This is a genomic window from Hymenobacter sp. R533113 (assembly GCF_056835965.1).
The window spans coordinates 167918-185607 of sequence record NZ_JAKWBD010000014.1 but is presented as its reverse complement, the minus strand read 5'-3'; the positions used below and the strand labels follow the sequence as shown (position 1 = coordinate 185607).

At 55.3% G+C, this 17690-nt stretch carries 16 protein-coding genes; 15 read left to right on the top strand and 1 reads right to left on the bottom strand.

Going from position 1 to position 17690, the window contains the following annotated elements; all coding sequences use genetic code 11:
• Positions 1-180: 180 nt before the first annotated feature.
• Both MKZ35_RS19715 and MKZ35_RS19710 read left to right on the top strand, forming a co-directional pair.
• Complete coding sequence (locus MKZ35_RS19715; RefSeq protein WP_482514954.1) at positions 181-594, top strand: hypothetical protein; 414 nt, start codon at positions 181-183, stop codon at positions 592-594.
• On the top strand, positions 569-1465 hold the full coding sequence (locus tag MKZ35_RS19710; RefSeq protein WP_482514953.1) for a prohibitin family protein: 897 nt from the start codon (positions 569-571) through the stop codon (positions 1463-1465). The genes MKZ35_RS19715 and MKZ35_RS19710 overlap by 26 nt, the downstream gene beginning before the upstream one ends.
• A gap of 279 nt (positions 1466-1744) precedes the next feature.
• Here the strand turns inward: MKZ35_RS19710 and tyrS are convergent, their stop codons facing one another.
• Positions 1745-3274 carry a tyrosine--tRNA ligase gene (gene tyrS / locus MKZ35_RS19705; protein ID WP_482514952.1) on the bottom strand — a complete coding sequence of 510 codons (1530 nt, stop codon included), beginning with the start codon at positions 3272-3274 and terminating at the stop codon, positions 1745-1747.
• Between the two features lie 115 nt (positions 3275-3389).
• On the opposite strand from tyrS, the gene holA reads away from it, so the two are divergent.
• The 13 genes from holA (at position 3390) to MKZ35_RS19640 (ending at position 17584) form a co-directional block, all read left to right on the top strand.
• Positions 3390-4475 carry a DNA polymerase III subunit delta gene (gene holA / locus MKZ35_RS19700; protein WP_482514951.1) on the top strand — a complete coding sequence of 362 codons (1086 nt, stop codon included), beginning with the start codon at positions 3390-3392 and terminating at the stop codon, positions 4473-4475.
• Positions 4476-4609: 134 nt separating this feature from the next.
• Positions 4610-5044 carry a response regulator gene (locus MKZ35_RS19695; RefSeq protein ID WP_482514950.1) on the top strand — a complete coding sequence of 145 codons (435 nt, stop codon included), beginning with the start codon at positions 4610-4612 and terminating at the stop codon, positions 5042-5044.
• Positions 5045-5132: 88 nt separating this feature from the next.
• The gene (locus MKZ35_RS19690; RefSeq protein ID WP_482514949.1) at positions 5133-5819 is read left to right on the top strand and encodes a hypothetical protein; all 687 of its coding nucleotides are present in this window, start codon (positions 5133-5135) and stop codon (positions 5817-5819) included.
• Positions 5820-6062: 243 nt separating this feature from the next.
• Entirely contained in the window at positions 6063-7904 is a 1842-nt protein-coding gene (locus MKZ35_RS19685; protein WP_482514948.1) for a tetratricopeptide repeat protein, read from the top strand.
• Between the two features lie 156 nt (positions 7905-8060).
• On the top strand, positions 8061-9281 hold the full coding sequence (locus MKZ35_RS19680; protein ID WP_482514947.1) for a tetratricopeptide repeat protein: 1221 nt from the start codon (positions 8061-8063) through the stop codon (positions 9279-9281).
• A 170-nt stretch (positions 9282-9451) separates the two neighbouring features.
• Positions 9452-11080 (top strand): porin family protein, encoded by a 1629-nt coding sequence (locus tag MKZ35_RS19675; protein ID WP_482514946.1) that lies wholly within the window; start codon positions 9452-9454, stop codon positions 11078-11080.
• 118 nt (positions 11081-11198) lie between these two features.
• Positions 11199-12455, top strand: coding sequence for an HU domain-containing protein (locus tag MKZ35_RS19670; RefSeq protein ID WP_482514945.1), 1257 nt, complete (start codon positions 11199-11201; stop codon positions 12453-12455).
• Between the two features lies 1 nt (position 12456).
• Positions 12457-13158, top strand: a complete 702-nt coding sequence (locus tag MKZ35_RS19665; RefSeq protein ID WP_084447443.1) for a MotA/TolQ/ExbB proton channel family protein — start codon at positions 12457-12459, stop codon at positions 13156-13158.
• A gap of 93 nt (positions 13159-13251) precedes the next feature.
• Complete coding sequence (locus MKZ35_RS19660) at positions 13252-13665, top strand: ExbD/TolR family protein (protein WP_482514944.1); 414 nt, start codon at positions 13252-13254, stop codon at positions 13663-13665.
• Between the two features lie 57 nt (positions 13666-13722).
• Entirely contained in the window at positions 13723-14676 is a 954-nt protein-coding gene (locus MKZ35_RS19655) for a hypothetical protein (protein ID WP_482514943.1), read from the top strand.
• A gap of 126 nt (positions 14677-14802) precedes the next feature.
• Positions 14803-16110, top strand: a complete 1308-nt coding sequence (locus MKZ35_RS19650; RefSeq protein ID WP_482514942.1) for a bifunctional folylpolyglutamate synthase/dihydrofolate synthase — start codon at positions 14803-14805, stop codon at positions 16108-16110.
• Between the two features lie 181 nt (positions 16111-16291).
• Positions 16292-16954 carry a tRNA (guanosine(46)-N7)-methyltransferase TrmB gene (gene trmB, locus MKZ35_RS19645; RefSeq protein WP_482514941.1) on the top strand — a complete coding sequence of 221 codons (663 nt, stop codon included), beginning with the start codon at positions 16292-16294 and terminating at the stop codon, positions 16952-16954.
• 9 nt (positions 16955-16963) lie between these two features.
• Entirely contained in the window at positions 16964-17584 is a 621-nt protein-coding gene (locus tag MKZ35_RS19640; protein ID WP_482514940.1) for a maleylpyruvate isomerase N-terminal domain-containing protein, read from the top strand.
• Positions 17585-17690 lie beyond the last annotated feature (106 nt).

Sequence of the window (17690 nt, the reverse complement as noted above, 5' to 3'; positions counted from 1 at the left end):
GGTGCCGCCAAAGCTGCTCCAGCTGCTAAGAAGGCTGCTCCAGCTGCTGCTAAGAAAGCCGCTCCAGCTAAAAAGAAGTAATTCACGGGGATATTCGGAGTTTTCGGATTCCGCATATTCTGTGAACCTTGTTAGTGCAAAAAGGCCCCCCAGATAAATTCTGGGGGGCCTTTTTTAGTAGTGCTTGTTGTTCGCGCGAAAAGCCAGCGAGATGAGAAGCAATACCACTTGCTTTCTAACGTGTGCATCCGCTACCAAGCATTAGGTGGTGTATGCAACAGTTCAGATATTGCGGCTCTACCCAATCAATACAGTTACTTCATTATGCCCACAAAACGCACTTTTCCTCTGTGGCTGGCTGCCTGGGCGCTGTTCTACGCCGGCGTGCTGCCCTTTGCCGTGCCGTTATTCCTTGACTGGCTCAGCCGCCCCTCCGATTGGTGGTTGGGCTGGGGAGCCATTGGGCTTTTAGTCTTGACAATTGGCGTAGCTCTATCAGTATATCAGGCTGCGCGTGCCCTTATTCGCTTCGTATCACACTCACATTCTACTCCACCATCTTCATTTAATGACCAATCTTCTACAAAATTCTAATCGTCGTTGGTTTAAACCTATCGTTTTTGGCAGTCTGTTATTAGTAGCAACTATTGCCGGGTGCAGCCTGATTAAAGTTGAGCGAATAGATGCCGGCAACGTGGGCATCAAAGTGAACCTCGCTGGTTCCTCGCGCGGCGTTGACGATATTACCTACACCACGGGTTGGGTATTCTATACGCCCTTGAGCACGGCCGTGTATGAGTTTCCGGTTTACACCCAACACAAGGAGTACGAAGAGTTTGAGGTGCAGAGCAAAGACGGCTCGGGATTCGGCGTGGCGCCCAGTCTCAACTATTTTATTCAGTCAGATAAGGTGGACGACATTTTTCGGCAGTACCGTCGGCCGCTGCCTGCTATTGAGGATGGTTTCCTTAAAACAGCCGTGTACGAAGCCTACCGCGTTGCTACAAACCGCTACACCGCCGACAGCCTCATCAGCAACCGCGGTAGCTACGAGGCCCAGGTGAAGGCCAATCTCATCAGTCAGCTTCAGACGATGGGCTTCACTGTGCAACAAATCACGACCAAGCTAGAGCCACCGGCCAGCCTGAAAGCGGCCATCGATGCGAAGAATACGGCTGTACAAACCGGCTTACAAACCGAAAACCGCATTCGGCAGGCGGAAACGCAGGCACGCATCAACATTGCGGAAGCTGAAGGCCGGGCCAAATCGATTCGCATTGCGGCCGACGCGCAGGCGTATGCCAACGAAAAGCAGCAACAGTCGCTCACGCCGCTGCTGGTACAAATGCGTTGGATAGAGGCCTGGGAGAAAGGTGGCAGTGCCGTGCCGGCGTATACCTCGGGCAGCGGCAACAGCGGTAGTCAGTTTCTACTGCAACTTCCTGCTGGTACTGTGGGTAAATAACACGCGTTTGTTAGTTTACAAAAAAGCCCCCCAGAAATCCTTTGGGGGGCTTTTTTGTAAAAATCAAGCGGAGCACAATCAGTCTATATTCTAAGCAAGCTGAAATCCGCTTTATTATGTGTGAACAATATCTTTTAGCTCAATTTCAATCATTAGGACGGTCAGCTGAGCTTGTCGAAGCATCTCTACTGCAATGGTAATGTCAACCGAGGCGCGACGAAGCGGGAGGGATGCTTCCTTCGTCAGCATGACCGCCTTTCTGCTTGCTGTCCACACACTCTAGACCAGAGCAATCAGGAAGTAGTTCTTCTTGCCTTTCTGGGCTACCAGATACTTATCCTGCAGTAAGGGAAGTTCAGACACAGCTTGGTCGGCAGCGGCTACTTTCTGACGATTTAAGCTTACGCCGCCGCCTTGAATCATCTTTTTAACTTCGCTTTTGGAAGGGAAGACTTGGTACTGAGTGGCTTCGCTGAGCAAATCGGCTACCAGCAAGCTGCTGGCTTGGGCACGCGGCACCTCCAGGCGCGGCACACCGGCAAATACGTCTAGCAACGTTGCCTCATCGAGGCGCTGTAGGTCTTCGAGGTCGCCTTTGCCAAACAGAATTTCGGAGGCAGCTACCGCCGCTTCGTACGCCTCGGCGGAGTGGACGCGGGTGGTGACGTCTTTGGCCAAGGCTTTCTGCAGGATGCGCTGGTGCGGGGCTGGGGCGTGCTGCGCTTCCAGGTCCAGAATTTCGGCTTCGCTGAGCAGGGTGAACACGCGGATGAGGCGGCTGGCGTCGGCATCGGCGGCGTTGAGCCAGAACTGATAGAACTGGTAAGGCGAAGTCATCTGGGGCGAAAGCCACACGTTGCCGCCTTCCGACTTGCCGAACTTGGTACCGTCGGCCTTCGTGACCAGCGGGCAGGTGAGGGCGAAAGCCTTGCCGCCGTCGAGGCGACGGATCAGCTCCGTGCCGGTCGTGATGTTGCCCCACTGGTCGGAGCCGCCCATTTGCAGGGTGCAGTTCAGGGTTTGGAAGAGGTGGCGGAAGTCGTAGCCCTGCAGCAGTTGGTAGCTGAACTCGGTGTAGGACATTCCAACAGTTAATTGATCAGAAGGAAGCTGGTTATACAGTTTTTGCATGCTCTCATGCAAACTATTTATAAACACTTCCATTCTAGCCTCATAATCGGGCGAGGCTTTCTTAGAAAGAATATCCAAGAATTCCTGTAAACTATTTAGTTGCTGAATTGCAGCCTTAGAATCCCCACTATTGATATCTGACTTTATTATAGTGATTATATCAATCGAATTAAGAAGTTCACGTTTTATTCCTTCTCTGTTCTGGCCAATACGTGCTTGTACCGAGTCCTTGGCCATCATGTAGTTCACCGTGAGGTGTTTGCCTACATCGCGCAGAAATTGCAGAAAGCCAAAGTCCTTGAACCAGTCATAGTTATTGACCACCACGGCGCCGGTTGGGCCGTCGTTAAACTCCAGAAACTTCTCTAATTGAGCTTGAATACCGGCTTGGTTGCCGCGCAGCGTGTCCTCGTCCAGCAGGTTACGCTCCGACGACTTGCCCGACGGGTCGCCAATCATACCGGTGGCGCCGCCCACCAGCGCTACCGGCCGGTGGCCGGCCCGCTGCAAATGCACCAGCAGCATAATAGTGGCCAGGTTGCCAATGTGCAGGGAAGCGGCCGTAGGGTCGAAGCCGATATAGCCGCTGATGGGCTGGTGTTCGGCCAGGTGCTCAGCCGTGCCGGGCATGGTATCGTGCAGCATTCCGCGCCAGCGGAGTTCGTCGAGAAGATTCAAGGGAGAAGTGAGTACAGAGAGGTGAGAAATGAGAGGTGGTCAAGACCGGCAAACCGGCAACCGGACCCAGCGAGCAGCAAAGGTAAGACGCACTGTTTACCTTTGCCGCCCTAGATTGTCTCACTTCTCGCTTCTCCCTTCTAACAAAGTGCCCAACTTCAGCCCCGACGAGATTCTGAAGCAGCTCCAGCAGCGGCAGTTTGTACCCGTGTATTTCCTGCAAGGCGAGGAGCCGTACTACATCGATCTGATTGCCGATATAATTGAGAAAAACGTGATGCCGGAGCATGAGCGCGGCTTTAATCAGGTGGTGCTCTATGGCAAAGACGTAGATGTAGCGACCATTTTGGGCCAGGCGCGCCGCTTTCCGATGATGGCCGAGCGCTCGGTAGTCATTGTGAAGGAAGCGCAGTCGGTGGCCGACCTGGAGCGGGAGAGCAGCTATCCGTTTTTTGAAGCATATCTGAAAAATCCGCTGGCCAGCACGGTGCTCGTGTTTTGCTACAAGCATAAAACCCTGGACGGCCGCAAGGCGCTGGCCAAAGCCATGACCAAGCACGCGGCCGTGCTGACCAGTAAAAAGCTTTATGACAATCAGGTAGCGCCCTGGCTGACGAGCTACGTGCGCAGCAAGCAGCAGCAAATTGCCCCCCAGGCCGTGGCGATGCTCAGCGAATATATCGGGCCTGATCTGGGCCGGCTGACAAACGAGATTGACAAGCTGCTGCTCAACGTAAAGCCCGGGCAGGCCATCGACGAGGACCTGGTGCAGCGCCTGGTGGGCATCAGTAAGGACTACAACATCTTTGAGCTGCAACGGGCGCTGGTGCAGCGTGATGTGCTGAAGGCCAACCGGATTCTGCATTACTTCGAAGCCAACCCCAAGGCTAATCCTATCATTCCGAATCTGACGTTGCTCTTCGGCTTTTTTACCAAGCTGCTCGTGCTGCACCAGATCGGCAACCCCTCCGACGCCGACTATAAAAAGCTGAGCATGGTAAACAGCTTTCAGCAGAAAGACGCGCAAGTGGCCATGCGCAACTACAGCTTCCAGCGCACCCGCGACATTATCCATCTGTTGCGCCGCGCCGATGCTCAGAGTAAGGGAATCGAGTCGGGCTCAATGACGGAGGGTGAGATTTTGCGCGAGCTGATATTTCTGGTTCTGCACCCCGTGCCGTTGAGCGCCATAGTAGGCTAAATAATTAAGAGCAATGCCTTTAGGCAGCACCGTGGAAACTGTTCAGTTTAAATCTTAGATTTGCCCCCCACGAGCTGCTTTCAAGGAGTACAACAGTTTTGTGTTTATCCCAACATCTATAATTAGGTATTTGCGTGGTGAAGCTACCGTGTATCCTATTAGTGGACGACGACCCCGTTAACAACTTCCTCAATCAGCGTCTGCTGGAAGATTTAGCTATTGCCGATCAGCTAATGGTGGCACTAAATGGGCAGGAGGCATTTGCTTTATTGAAGCAGCAATGTCCTGATGCTGCATGTCCGGCCCTGATTCTGCTGGACGTAAATATGCCCGTCATGAATGGCTTCGAGTTTCTGTTTTCCTACCAGCAGCTGCCGCTGGAGCGAAAAGAAGCCATCGTCATCATTATGCTCACTACGTCTGTGAACTCTCAGGACGTGGAGCGAGGACAGCAGCTCCACGTTGCGGACTTCCTGACTAAGCCGCTAACCAAGGAGAAAGTGAGGGATATGCTTAGCAAACACTTTGGCTGGCAGTTGATGGAGGGCGAAACAATGTACCGAAGCTAGACAATTGGCTTGTCGATTGCCATAGTAGACTTTCTCGCCTTTTAATCGTATCGATTGCTGCAAAGGCGAGCATTCTACTATTTGTTTTGTGAATCGTAACTCACTTTTCGGCCTGCTCGGGATTATACTGCTTACCTTTTTAGGGGCTTTCATATTGGGAAGATGGACGCGGCCTGCCCGTCCGCATACTCCCAGCAGAGTAAGCGCCGCCGCAGGGGTCGCCTACGCGGCGGACTTGTCGGATGCAAGCGAGAAGGAAGCCCTTCGACTGCTGGCGGCTATGCGAACCGCAGCCTACCAGGAAGAAGGTACCGAAGATGATCTTGCGCTCAACACACCAGTGCCTGTGCAAAAGCTAAGTGCCGACAATAAATTCCGCTCAAACAAGCCAAATAAGCAACTACCACCCGCATCTGCTGCATTAGTCAGCTCATCTGATACAGCGCTGCAAGCACCTTCCGCGTCGGTCGCTGATTCAGCTTTGGCTACTGAAGGTATCACTCCCAAAACGGTTATAGCCAAAGACGTTGTAGCCATAGAGGAGCGCCAGGAGTATGCCGCCCAACTATCCAATATCCTACTGCAAAAAGGGATAGAAGCCAAGGTCAACGTGGTAGGAGAGCAAGCTGACGTAGTGGTTATGTCATCGCCATCATTTAATGCTCAGAGTAAGGATACGGTAATAAAACAGGTGTGTATCGACCTGAAAGCTCTTGGTTTCAAGCGCGTGCACATCACCGATGGGACGGACTATACCATGCATTTTGGCTTGTAAAAAAGCCCCCCAGAGAGCGGTATAGCTTTATTCTCTTGTTTTGGCTTTAAGAATAATCTTACCGGGTGGATAAAAAATTGTGCTACTCAGTGGGTAGCAGCTACAGCGGCGGCATCTATACCAAAAAAGCCCCCCAGCGCGTTGCCAGGGTGCCGGAATGCCTTTTCTGTGCAACCTCCGCCACTTTTTCGCTACTTTTGGCCACTCCCGGGCCCGCAGCGCCCTTTCTTGTAACGCCCCGCAATGAAGTTATTTCCCCGCCTGGCGCTGGCCGCCACGCTTAGCACGGCGGCCCCACTGGTGGCCGCAGCCCAGCAAACCCAGGTTTTTGCCGCCGATGAGCGTCATTTCCAGGAAGGCCTTGAGCTCTTCGACCGTGGCAAGTACGGCGCCGCGCAGCAGTCTTTTCAGCGCTACCTCGACCTTACCCAGCGCCGCACCGGCGAACAGCGCGACCGCACCACCGACGCCGAATACTACTACGCCGTGTCGGGGCTTTACCTGTTTCACCCCGATGCCGAAGACCGGATTCTGGCCTTTGCCGCCAACAATCCGGCGCACCCGAAGGCAGCGGAGGCCTTTTTTCAGCTCGGAAAAGTCTATTTCGACAAGAAGAATTACGCCAAGGCTGCGGAGTACATGCAGCGCGTGGGCCCCGATAACCTAACGCTGGAGCAGCGCGAAGAATCGGAGTTTAAGCTGGCGTATAGCTACTTCGCCCAGAAGGAGTTCGACAAGGCGCGCCTGCTGTTTGACCGCACCAAGCAGGGCAGCTCGGAGTATCGCTACGCCAGCAGCTACTATGCCGGCTATCTGGCTTTCCGGGCGGGCGACTTTGCCGGTGCCCGCCGCGATTTAGCGGTGGCCGAGGAGAGTGACGGCTACCGTCTCGTGGTGCCGGCCGTCATGACTCAGATTTATTACAAAGAGGGCGACTTCGATGGCCTGATTGCCTATGGCTCGAAGGCGTTGGCCCAAACTCCACCGCCCCAGGGCGCCGATGAAATCCAGCTGCTCGTGGGCGATGCTTATTATCAGAAAAGCGACTTCCAGAGTGCGGCCGAGTACTTTAATCGCTACGCTGCCGGCCGCAAGAAGATGGACCCGACGGTACAGTACAAAATTGGGTACGCCAACTACAAGATGGGCGACTTCAAAGGGGCGGTAAACAGCCTGAAGGGAGTAGCAGCCCGCAAGGACTCGCTGGGTCAGAACGCGGCCTATCATATGGGCCTGAGCTACCTGCAGCTCAAGCAGAATCAGCCCGCCCTGAATGCTTTCGACGCGGCCCGTAATGCCACGTTCGACCGCAATATCAGGGAAAACGCCACGATCAAATATGCGCAGGTGAACTACCAGCTGGGTAATGGTCGGGAAGTTATTGCCTCTTTAAAAGACTTTAACAAGAAGTTTCCGCGCTCCAAAAATGCTGCTGCCGCCGATGATATCCTGAGCGAGAGCTTTCTCAACTCCTCGGACTACGCGCAGGCTATTACTTACCTTGAAGGCCTGGATAATCGTAGCAGCCGTCTGAACGCTACCTATCAGCGCGTGACGTACCTGCAAGCGGCCACGCTGTACAATAACAGCAAGTTTAATGAGGCGCTGCCGTTGCTGGATAAGTCGCTTAAATACCCCCAGGACGATGCGCTGCGGGCGGCGGCGCAGGTGTTGCGCGGGGAGATTTATAGTATTGGCCAAAGATACCCAGAAGCCATTCAAAGCTACACGGCCGCAGCCCGTACCGCGCGCTCCGGTAGCGCGGCCGAAACGGATTTCGACCAGAAAGCCCGCTACGGCCTGGGCTATGCTTATTACAACACGAAGCAGTATGATCGGGCGCGGCCGCAGTTTCAGGCTTATCTGAAGGATGCCGAAACCCGCCAGCCCGCCAGTGACCCCAACTACTACGACGTAGCCCTGCGCCTGGCTGATACCTATTACGTGGCCAAAGACTACAAGCAGGCCCTGACCGGCTACGACAAAGTAATTGCCTCCAACGCGCCCGACAAGGACTATGCTTATTACCAGAAGAGCGTAACGTTAGGTTTGTTAGGTCGGCAGGGGAAGCGACGAATACGTTGAATACCTTGCTCAAAACTGCCCCCAGTCGCGCTACGCCGATGACGCCGTGTTTCAGCAGGCGCAGTTTGAGTTTGAGGGGGCAATTTCCAACCCGCCGTTGATGGGTTCTCGCGCCTGATTCGGGCCCGCCCTAATAGTGCCCTGATTCCGCAGGCCTTGCAGAAACGGGGCGTAGCGTATGCCAACCTTAACCAGTATGATAAAGCCGTAGCCGACTTCCGCCAGGTGTTGGAGCGGTATCCGCGCACCAAGTCAGCGACGAATGCGCTGTCGGGCTTGCAGGAAAGCTTAGCTGCACTGGGCAAGACAGAAGAATTTGACCAGGCGCTTGGCCAGTACAAGCAGCAGAATCCGCAGAGCGGAGCCACGGAAAGCGTCGAGTTTGAAGCGGCTAAGTCGTTGTACACCGCTGAGAAGTACGCCCAGGCCATTCCGCGGCTGGAATCTTACCTGAAGCAGTACCCCAACACGTCCCTGGCCGCCGATGGCCGTTACTTCCTCAGTGATTCTTACCTGAAAACGGGCAAGCAGGCGGAGGGCTTGGCCGGGTTGAAGAACGTGGTGACTGAGGGCAAGAGCGAGTTTGTGAACCGCGCCGCAGGCCGGGTTGCTGACCTGGAGTTTGCCAACAAGAATTACCCGGAAGCCATCAAGTATTACACTCGTTTGCGCGAAGTGTCGCAGAACAAGCGGGAAGTGGCCGACGCCGGCATCGGGCTGATGCGGAGCTACTACGAGAGCGGTGACTACGAGGGCACGCGCCGGGTGGCGCAGGATCTGCGGGCGTTGGGTAATGCGTCGTTGAACGCGACCAATGCGGCGCTGCTTTATTTGGGCAAAGCCAGCTACAAAGCTGGTAATCTGGACCAGGCTATACCCGAGCTGACAACGGCGGCTGCCACGGCGACCGACGAAAACGGGGCCGAAGCGCAATACCTGTTGGCTCAGGTATTATTCGACCAGAAGAAATATCCCGAGGCTTTGGATGCCGCTTACAAAACCAACGCCTCCAGATATGAGCTGTGGCAGGGCCGGGGCTTCCTGCTTATCGCCGACATCTACACGCTACAAGGTGACATTTTCCAGGCGCGGGCTACGCTGAATTCCATCATCGACAACAAATTCCCGGTGGCGGAAATCATTGAAGGTGCCAAGCAGCGACTAGCGGCTCTGCCCGCTGACGGGGCTGCTGCGCCCGCGCCTACCAGTAGCAGCACTAAACCTGCAACTACGCCGCCTGCGGGAACCAAAACGGCACCTGCTAAGCCAGCTTCACCCGCCGCTCGTCGGGCCGCCGCCCGCCAGTCTTTGCAGTCTACTCAAGCCCAGCCAACCGATTCTACCGCTTCGCCTTCGCCTTCCCCAATAGAGCAGTAGGAGATGTAAATGCTGATTGCTGGTTAAAATAAATATTTGATTCACAATAGGTTGATTAAGCCGAGCTAAATCAAAGCTTATATTCAGCCCAACTTTGTTGCTATGACGCTTCGCTCGCCTTATTCCCTAGCTCTGGCCACCATTTTAGCCGTGGCCGCGCCCCGCATTTCGTGGGCGCAGCAGCGACCGGGGGCAAAATTGAAGACGCTGAAATTGAAATTGTGAAGGAGCGCGTGAACGAGCTACCCGAGGCGACGCGCAACTTTGATAAAATTAAAGTGGAGGCCCCAACTCCGCAGGCGCAGACGGTGCAGTTCACCTATCCTGACTTCCGCCTGCCGGCCGACCGCCTCAATCCGTCGGTACGGGTGCTCACAATTAAGCAGGAGGAATTAGCCCCCCAGACCGGTAATTACCTCAAAGGCGCGCTGGGCAACTACGGGACCATTTACGGCAAGGCCTACCTGCACAACACCCGCAGCGAGGCCGCTTCCTATGGTCTCGATTTCAGCCATATTTCCTCCTCGCGCGGCCCGGTGGACCGTAAGAATTCCAGCCTTAGCCAAACCAGTCTGGGGCTTAATGGTGAAACCTACAGTGGTACAACCGCTTTGGGCGCTAAGCTAGATTTGGGCCGGGAGCGGTATAACTTCTACGGCTACAACCGCGAGACTCAGAATTTGCCCCCCGATGTCGATGACATCAAGCAAGTATTCACCCGCGCCGCCGCGAAGGTGTATGCCCGCAACCGCGCCACCGATGCCGCTTTTCAGTACGACTTCGGCGTGGGCTTTAACTATTGGAAAGATCGGTTTGCGGCCAGCGAGAGCAACTTCAATGCGTCGTTGCGCTCAGGCTATGCGCTGGGCGAAAAAGGGCGAATTGCCTTGAATGGTGATGTATCCTTTATCTCCCAGAAAGACGAGCTAACCACTACCAGTCGGCCATTTGTGCAGGTCACACCGGCTTTTGAAGCTGACCTGAACCGGCTGGCCGTATCGGTGGGCGCTACGCTGGGCTACACCGGCGACACCATCGGGACGGCTTCGCAGTTCAATGTGTATCCGGCCATTCGGGTGGGCTACACCGTGGCTGAGGACAAGTTCGTGGTGTTTGGCGGCCTGGGTGGCGCGTTGCAGCGCGTCACCATGTACGACCTGACCACCGAAAACCCCTGGCTGGCTCCCAACCAGCGCGTGGCGGATACGCACCGGGGCCCTACTATTTACGGGGGCTTCACGGCAACGCCCGCTCGGGGCCTGTCGGTGAGCGCCAAAGTGACGGCCGCCAACGACCGCAACTTGTATTTCTACGCCAACAGCCCCACCGATACCTCCCGCTTTAATTTGGTTTATGACCGCAAATCAACTCAGTTACTTAACGTGCACGGCGAAGTGATGTATAATGCCGCCGAGCAGTTTCGCTTGGGCGTGAAGGCCGATTACAATGGTTATAACACCAAGACTTTGGCCGAAGCCTTTCACCGGCCAGCTTTCCAGTCAGTATTGTTTGGAACGTATAATGTTGGTGATAAGCTGCTGCTAGGGGCAGAGTTATACACCTACAGCTCTAGTTTCGGAGCAGGGTATAAGCGGTCGGGTACCTCTGGAACCCTCGCCCAGGTAGTGCGCCCCACCGATACCGTCGTAGATTTGAACCTGCGTGGCGATTATCGTTTCTCGGAAAATCTGTCAATCTTTGCTTTAGGCAACAATTTGCTGGGCCGCAAGTACGAGCGTTTCCTGAACTACCCGGTGAAGGGCATCAACGTACTGGCGGGCGTGACCTATGATTTTTAATTTTTTACTGCGCTGATGCACTGGTAACGAATAGAATATTCCGAGGCTTATTCCCAAATAGTAAGCTACTTACAGCATCAATGCAGCAAAGAGTAACGCACCACAAACACAACCGACTTTGCCGATTTCCAACCATATCCTCAGCTTACTCCGGGACCACGATTGCGTGATTATTCCCGGTTTCGGCGGACTTATCGCCGATTACGCTCCGGCCCGGATTCATCCCGTGCGCCACACTCTGACTCCACCCACCAAAACCGTAGCCTTCAATGGCGCGCTCACCCGCAATGATGGCTTGTTGGTAGATGCTTTGAGCCATGCTCTGCGCGTGCCTGCTTCGGAAGCCCGTCAGATGGTGCGCAACGCGGTGGCTAACCTGCAGGCGGAGCTGGAAAGCGCCCAGCGCACGGAACTGCCTGGTATTGGCGTCTTTCGCCGAGCTGTGGGGAGAGGTTTGGAGTTCGAGTACACCGGCACTCAGAATCTGCTGGCAGCCAGTTATGGTTTGCCGGAATTAGTGTCGCGGCCGGTGCGCGCAACCGACGCTTTAATTGCCCGCGAACGGCAGCCAACCGCGCCTCAACTTACCGTAGCCGGCCGCTCACGCCGGGCCGCTCGGGTGTTCAATGTAGCCGCCGCTACGGTTCTCACCGGTCTGATGCTGTCGGCTGGTTATCTGTTTGCATTGCGTCTGGGGCACTTGCCCGACAGCGCACGGGCGGTGCCGGCTTCGTGGGTGGCACAGGAGCAAAAAACGCCCCCCAGCACTATTAAATCACAATCCAGAGCCCGGCAGCAGGCTACGTTAGCTAATCATGGCTGGAGCGAAGAGTTCGTACCCAACGGCACTGCTGATGCAACGGCTCCGATTGCCCTAATAAGTCCAGAAACTGCTGATTGGGATAAGGATCAGCCAGCTAATACACCCGCCACCACCCCCGACATCTCGGGACAACCCGTAGTAGATTCCAGTGCCGAGCCTACTGCCAAGCCGGTAGCAGCTAAGCCCGTTGCTACTCCTGCACCAGCCGCAACGCTTGCGGCAGCCAAGCCCGCAGCAGTGGCAAAAGCCACCGCAACGGCAACACCCGTTTCAGCAGCTTCGGCTTCTACAATCAAAACCCGGACAGGGCGTTTCTACGTGGTGGCCGGCAGCTTCGATACCCCTCTCAGCGTGGAGAAAGCCCGGGCCGCTTTAGCCCGTAAAAATCGCCCTGCGCAGGTTTTGTGGCCCGTGCGCCCTACGCGCGCTTCTGCGGGCAGCCGTTATTACCGTCTTACGGTAGGCGAGTTTGCCGACCGCGCTTCGGCTGACCGCAGCCTTTCTCAATTACGCAAACAATACGGCTCAGCACTCTGGGTTCTTAAGTACTAAAATGACATCGTTGCTCCTGCAAATTACCACCACTGCTCCCCTTGATACTGCGGCTGTTGCCGCCAATGCCGCGGCCAACGCGGCAGCTCCTGAGCTTTCCCTGATTGATTTGGTGTTGCAGGGTGGATGGGTAATGATTCCCATTTTCATTCTCTTCTCCATCTCGGTTTTCATTATTCTGGAGCGTTACATCACGATTCGTAAAGCCACCAGCAACCCCGACTCCTTCATGGGGGGCATTCGAGGACTAATGGTGAAAGGCGACTTGCAGGGGGCAAAAATGCTGTGCGCGCAAAATGCTTCTCCTTTGGCCCGCATGATTGAGAAGGGTATTCGCCGCATCGGCTTACCCCTCAAAGACATTGAAACCAGCGTGGAGAATGTGGGCAAAATCGAAATTGCCCGTTTAGAGAAGAATATCAGCATCCTGGGCATCATTGCTGGTATTGCGCCTATGCTGGGTTTTGTGGGTACTATCATCGGCGTAATCAAGATTTTCTACGCCATCAGCACCACCGGCGACTTCGGTATTGCCCAGATTTCGGGCGGTTTGTACACCAAGATGGTAACCTCGGCGGCTGGTCTTATCGTCGGCATTATTGCCCACGTGGGCTACCACTGGCTCAGCATCATGGTTGAGCGCCTGGTTTTCCGCATGGAGAACTCGGCCATTGAGTTCATGGATATCCTGCAGGATAATTAAATTAATGGCTGCATGAGTGAATAGCTGAATGGGTGAGTTTTACGACTTCATTCAGCCATTCACTCATTCGCTCATTCACCCACTCATTCCCCTATGGATCTTAGCCGCCGCCGTAAGCTTTCCTCGCACGTCGAGACCAGCTCGATGAACGACATCATGTTCTTCCTGATGCTGTTCTTTCTGATCGTGAGCACGATGGTTAATCCCAACGTGATTAAGCTGCTTCTGCCTAATGCCCGTTCGGGCAAGGCCGTGATGAAAGAAACCATCAATATCTCGGTTGACGCCGCCGGGCAGTACTTTCTGGACCGTCAGCCGGTGACGTCTACCGATTTAGAATCTGCGCTTAGCAAGCGCGTGGCCGGCCTCGACCAGCCCACCGTGGTGCTGCGGGTCGACGCTTCTTTGAACGTGCAGAAGCTGGTGGATATCCTCGAAATCGGCAACCGACTAAAAGTCAAAATGGTGATGGCTACGCAGGCTCAGCAAAACGCAGCGCGCGGGTAGGAACGCGCCATTTATGGTTTGCGTTGAACAACTCGACACCTAAATCTAAGACAACTCATGGCACTCGATTACCGCGAACATCACCGCCAAGAGGCGCTAGTCGGGACGGTGGTCGTTCATGTCTTGCTGTTATTGCTGTTCATCTTCACCGTTTTCAAAGGCCCAGATCCGCCTCTTACAGAAATGGGTGGCGGAGGCGTAGAGCTGAACTATGGTGTAGATGAAGCCGGCTACGGCGATATTCAGACCTTGGCGCAGGCTAACAACTCACGCAACACCGAGGACAGCCGCCCGCCCGCCCGCAACCCCGATCCACAGCCTACCCCGCAGCCAGCGCGAGCCGCGGCCCCCACGCCGCCCGACGCTGCTGAGGAGAAAATCGTGACCAGTGAAGCGGAGGAGAGTCCAGTCAAAGTGCCCCCGGTGGAGCGCCCTACGCCGCCTAAACCGGTTGTGCGTGAAACCCCGCCCGTTGAAAAGCCGGAGCCGGTAAAGGAAGTTGTGCGTGAAGCACCGCCTGCGCCCAAGCCCCGTACCCTATACACGCCCAAAGGCAGTGATGATGGCGGTGGTAATGGATCTGCTGGTACCAGCAACACACCCACTGGTAACAACAATGGCGACCGGCCGGGTGCAACCGGCGACCAGGGAAATCCGAAAGGCAGCCTCGATGCCCGCGCCCTGTATGGTACGCCCGGCAGTGGCGGTGGCGATGGGGGCGGCTCCGGTGGTGGCAGCGGCTCCGGCGACGGCTTCGGCAACGGCGGCTGGGCATTCGCCAATAAGCCGCAGCCGCCGCTGGTAGATAATCAGGGTGGCTACTTACGCTTCAAAATCACGATTGATGGCGACGGCGAAATTATATCGGTTGGCAAAGTAGCCGGCACGATGTCGCCGGCCCAGGTGCAGGCTTGCGTCAAGATCATTCGCGAGCAGTTTTCCTTCCGCAAAACGCGTCCCGATCCAGGCGGCGGCGTGGGATATATCACCTTCCGTTTCCGCTTGGAGTAAGCCTTATTTTTACTTGTTAGCCTAGCCGCCGGTCGGATTTATCCGGCCGGCGGCTTTCTTTTGCGCTCAGATCAGCATCCTTTATCGAACTGACAAGCTTCTGCCTACTCATTTATTCTGCAATCCATGACTTACGCTGAAACCCTGGCTTACCTGTATGAGCAACTGCCCATGTTTCAGAGAGTTGGCGCGGCCGGTTTCAAGAAAGGTCTAGGCAACACCGAAGCGTTAGCCGCTGTCCTGAACCACCCGGAGCGGAAATTTCGCAGCGTGCACGTAGCTGGTACCAATGGGAAGGGAAGCAGCTCTCATATGCTGGCGGCCGTGCTGCAAGCCGCAGGCTACAAAGTGGGATTATACACGTCCCCGCACTTGCGCGAGTTTACGGAGCGTATCAAAATCAACGGCCAGGAATTGCCCCCCGACTACCTGGTGGCGTTTGTGGAGCAATGGCAACCGTTATTTGAAGAGGTAAAACCGTCCTTTTTCGAGATGTGCGTAGCCCTGGCTTTTCAGTATTTCGCCGAGGAAAAGGTTGACATCGCCATCGTGGAAGTTGGCTTGGGCGGGAGGCTCGATTCTACCAATATTATTACGCCGTTGGTTTCGCTAATAACCAATATCAGCTTCGATCATCAGGCTTTACTAGGCGATACGCTGCCGCTCATTGCCGCCGAGAAAGCTGGGATAATCAAGCCGGGCGTGCCCGTTGTCATCAGCCAAACGCAGCCGGAAGTAGCCGCCGTTTTTGAGGAAACAGCACGCCGTATGGCTGCGCCGCTCACGTTCGCCGACCAGCATTATCGGATAGCCAAAATTGCCCCCCAGTTTTCGGATGCCGAAACACAGAGCTTTCGGGTCAAGTTAAATGATGCTGTGGTGTTTGATGAGGTTGGAGTAGGTTTGCTGGGTGATTATCAACGTCTTAATTTATCTGGTGTATTAGATGTGCTCGATGAATTACGGCGGCAGGATTATCAGATTTCTGAAGCCGCAGTACGACAGGGGCTGCGCGAGGTGAGCCAACTTACGGGCCTGCGGGGGCGCTGGAGCATCATTGGGCGTCACCCGTTGGTAGTGTGTGACACGGGCCATAATGAAGCGGGCCTACGCCTCGTAACTGCCCAGCTGGCTCAACTCACGTATCGTCAACTGCACGTGGTGCTGGGCGTCGTCAACGACAAGGACGTGACCAAAATGCTCACGATTTTGCCCCCCACGGCTATCTACTACTTTTGCCAGGCTAACATTCCGCGAGCCTTACCCGCCGCTGAGTTGGCCGAACTGGCTACCGAAGCCGGGCTTCGGGGGGCAATTTATGGTCCCGTGCCAGCTGCCGTGCAAGCTGCGCGCGCCGCTGCGGAGCCTGATGATGTTGTTTTTATCGGGGGCAGTACCTTCGTGGTGGCTGAGGTTGAGGAGCTTTACGAATAAGAGTGGAGCTAACTGAGTTGATGAAGACATCCAATTTCGTGTGTCATCCTGAGCTTGCGAAGGACCTTCTCACGTCAGCACGAGTTGTCGGGATGCTAGTTGTTCATCGGACATAAGGTCCTTCGCGAGCTCAGGATGACATTCATAGATTTGTTAAAGGCCGCTTTTAATCATCACATAAATGAGTCGAGTGAAACTAATGCGCTTCGCCCACAACGCGGAGCGGCCCGATATTGTGGAGCCGGGCAAAGCCAATTATGAGCAGTTGGGCGGGCGCTGGCACCAGGATTTCTTTCAGAATGACAATCCCATCACCCTGGAAATGGGTTGCGGCAAGGGCGACTACACCGTGGGCCTCGCGGCTCGCTACCCCGAGCGCAACTTTCTGGGCCTTGATATTAAAGGCGACCGAATCTGGCGGGGCAGCACCCGCGCCGAAGAGATGGGCCTGACAAATGTCGGCTTTTTGCGTACCCGCGCCGAGGCGCTGACCGCCCATTTTGCCCCCCAGGAGCTTGCCGAAATCTGGGTCACATTCCCTGATCCACGACCCCGCGACCGGGATATTAAGCGCCGGCTGACGTCGCCTCGCTTTCTCAATCTGTATCAAGAGATAGTGCGTAGTGGGGGGCTAATTCACCTCAAAACAGATGATACGCCGCTCTACGAGTACACGCTTGAAACGCTGCAAACACGTATTGGCGCCCGCACCTTAGCCCACACCGCCGACATCTATGCCACACCTGAGCTGCTGCCCCACGCCGAAGACATTCAAACCCACTACGAGCGTCGCTTCCGCGGTGAGGGTATCGCTATCAAGTACATTCAGTTTACGTTGAGTTAAGCCTGTCTTATGCCCGCCGCACGCCCTGTGCCTATCGAAACTTTGCCCTTGTTTCCCATTCTGGACGAGAAGCTGCTGTCGTTTCTTCGGGGTTTGGAGCCCGCAGAATGGCAGGCGAAAACGCTGGCTCCGCAATGGAAGGTACTGGATGTGGCTTTGCACTTGCTGGCCGGCAACCTGCAAACGCTATCCATGCTGCGCGACGGCTATTATGGGGTGACACCAGCCGATCCGAACAGTTATGAGGGTATCGTAGAGTTTCTGAACGAGCTGAACGCGGACTGGGTAAAAGCCGCCCGACGGCTGAGCCCGCGCATTGTGGTGGAGTTGTTAGAGTCGACGGGGCGGGAGTATATAGCCTTCTTACGGACGCTTGATCCGTGGGAGCCAGCCGCTTTTGCTGTAGGTTGGGCTGGGGAGCAAACGTCGCTCAACTGGTTTCACATAGCGCGCGACTACACCGAAAAATGGCACCATCAGCAACAGATTCGACAGGCGGTGGGGCGAGGGGAAGAAGAGCTGCTAACGCAAGAGCTACATCAGCTTTTCTGGCCACCTGCGTCAGGGCGCTGCCTCACCACTACCGGCAGCTGGCAGTTGAGCCTGGGCAAACGCTGCAATTCACGGTAACGGGCGAGGGCGGCGGCACCTGGTTTCTGCAGTATAGCAGCGCTGGGCGGTGGGAGTTGCAGGAGGTCCAAGCTGGCCCTGTCGTGGCAGGTGTTACCATTGATGG

Coding starts and splice junctions, on each gene's coding strand:
- MKZ35_RS19710 (WP_482514953.1), top strand. CDS start 569: ATGACCAATCTTCTACAAAATTCTAATCGTCGTTGGTTTAAACCTATC.
- MKZ35_RS19685 (WP_482514948.1), top strand. CDS start 6,063: ATGAAGTTATTTCCCCGCCTGGCGCTGGCCGCCACGCTTAGCACGGCG.
- MKZ35_RS19665 (WP_084447443.1), top strand. CDS start 12,457: ATGACATCGTTGCTCCTGCAAATTACCACCACTGCTCCCCTTGATACT.
- MKZ35_RS19660 (WP_482514944.1), top strand. CDS start 13,252: ATGGATCTTAGCCGCCGCCGTAAGCTTTCCTCGCACGTCGAGACCAGC.
- MKZ35_RS19655 (WP_482514943.1), top strand. CDS start 13,723: ATGGCACTCGATTACCGCGAACATCACCGCCAAGAGGCGCTAGTCGGG.
- MKZ35_RS19650 (WP_482514942.1), top strand. CDS start 14,803: ATGACTTACGCTGAAACCCTGGCTTACCTGTATGAGCAACTGCCCATG.
- trmB (WP_482514941.1), top strand. CDS start 16,292: ATGAGTCGAGTGAAACTAATGCGCTTCGCCCACAACGCGGAGCGGCCC.
- MKZ35_RS19640 (WP_482514940.1), top strand. CDS start 16,964: ATGCCCGCCGCACGCCCTGTGCCTATCGAAACTTTGCCCTTGTTTCCC.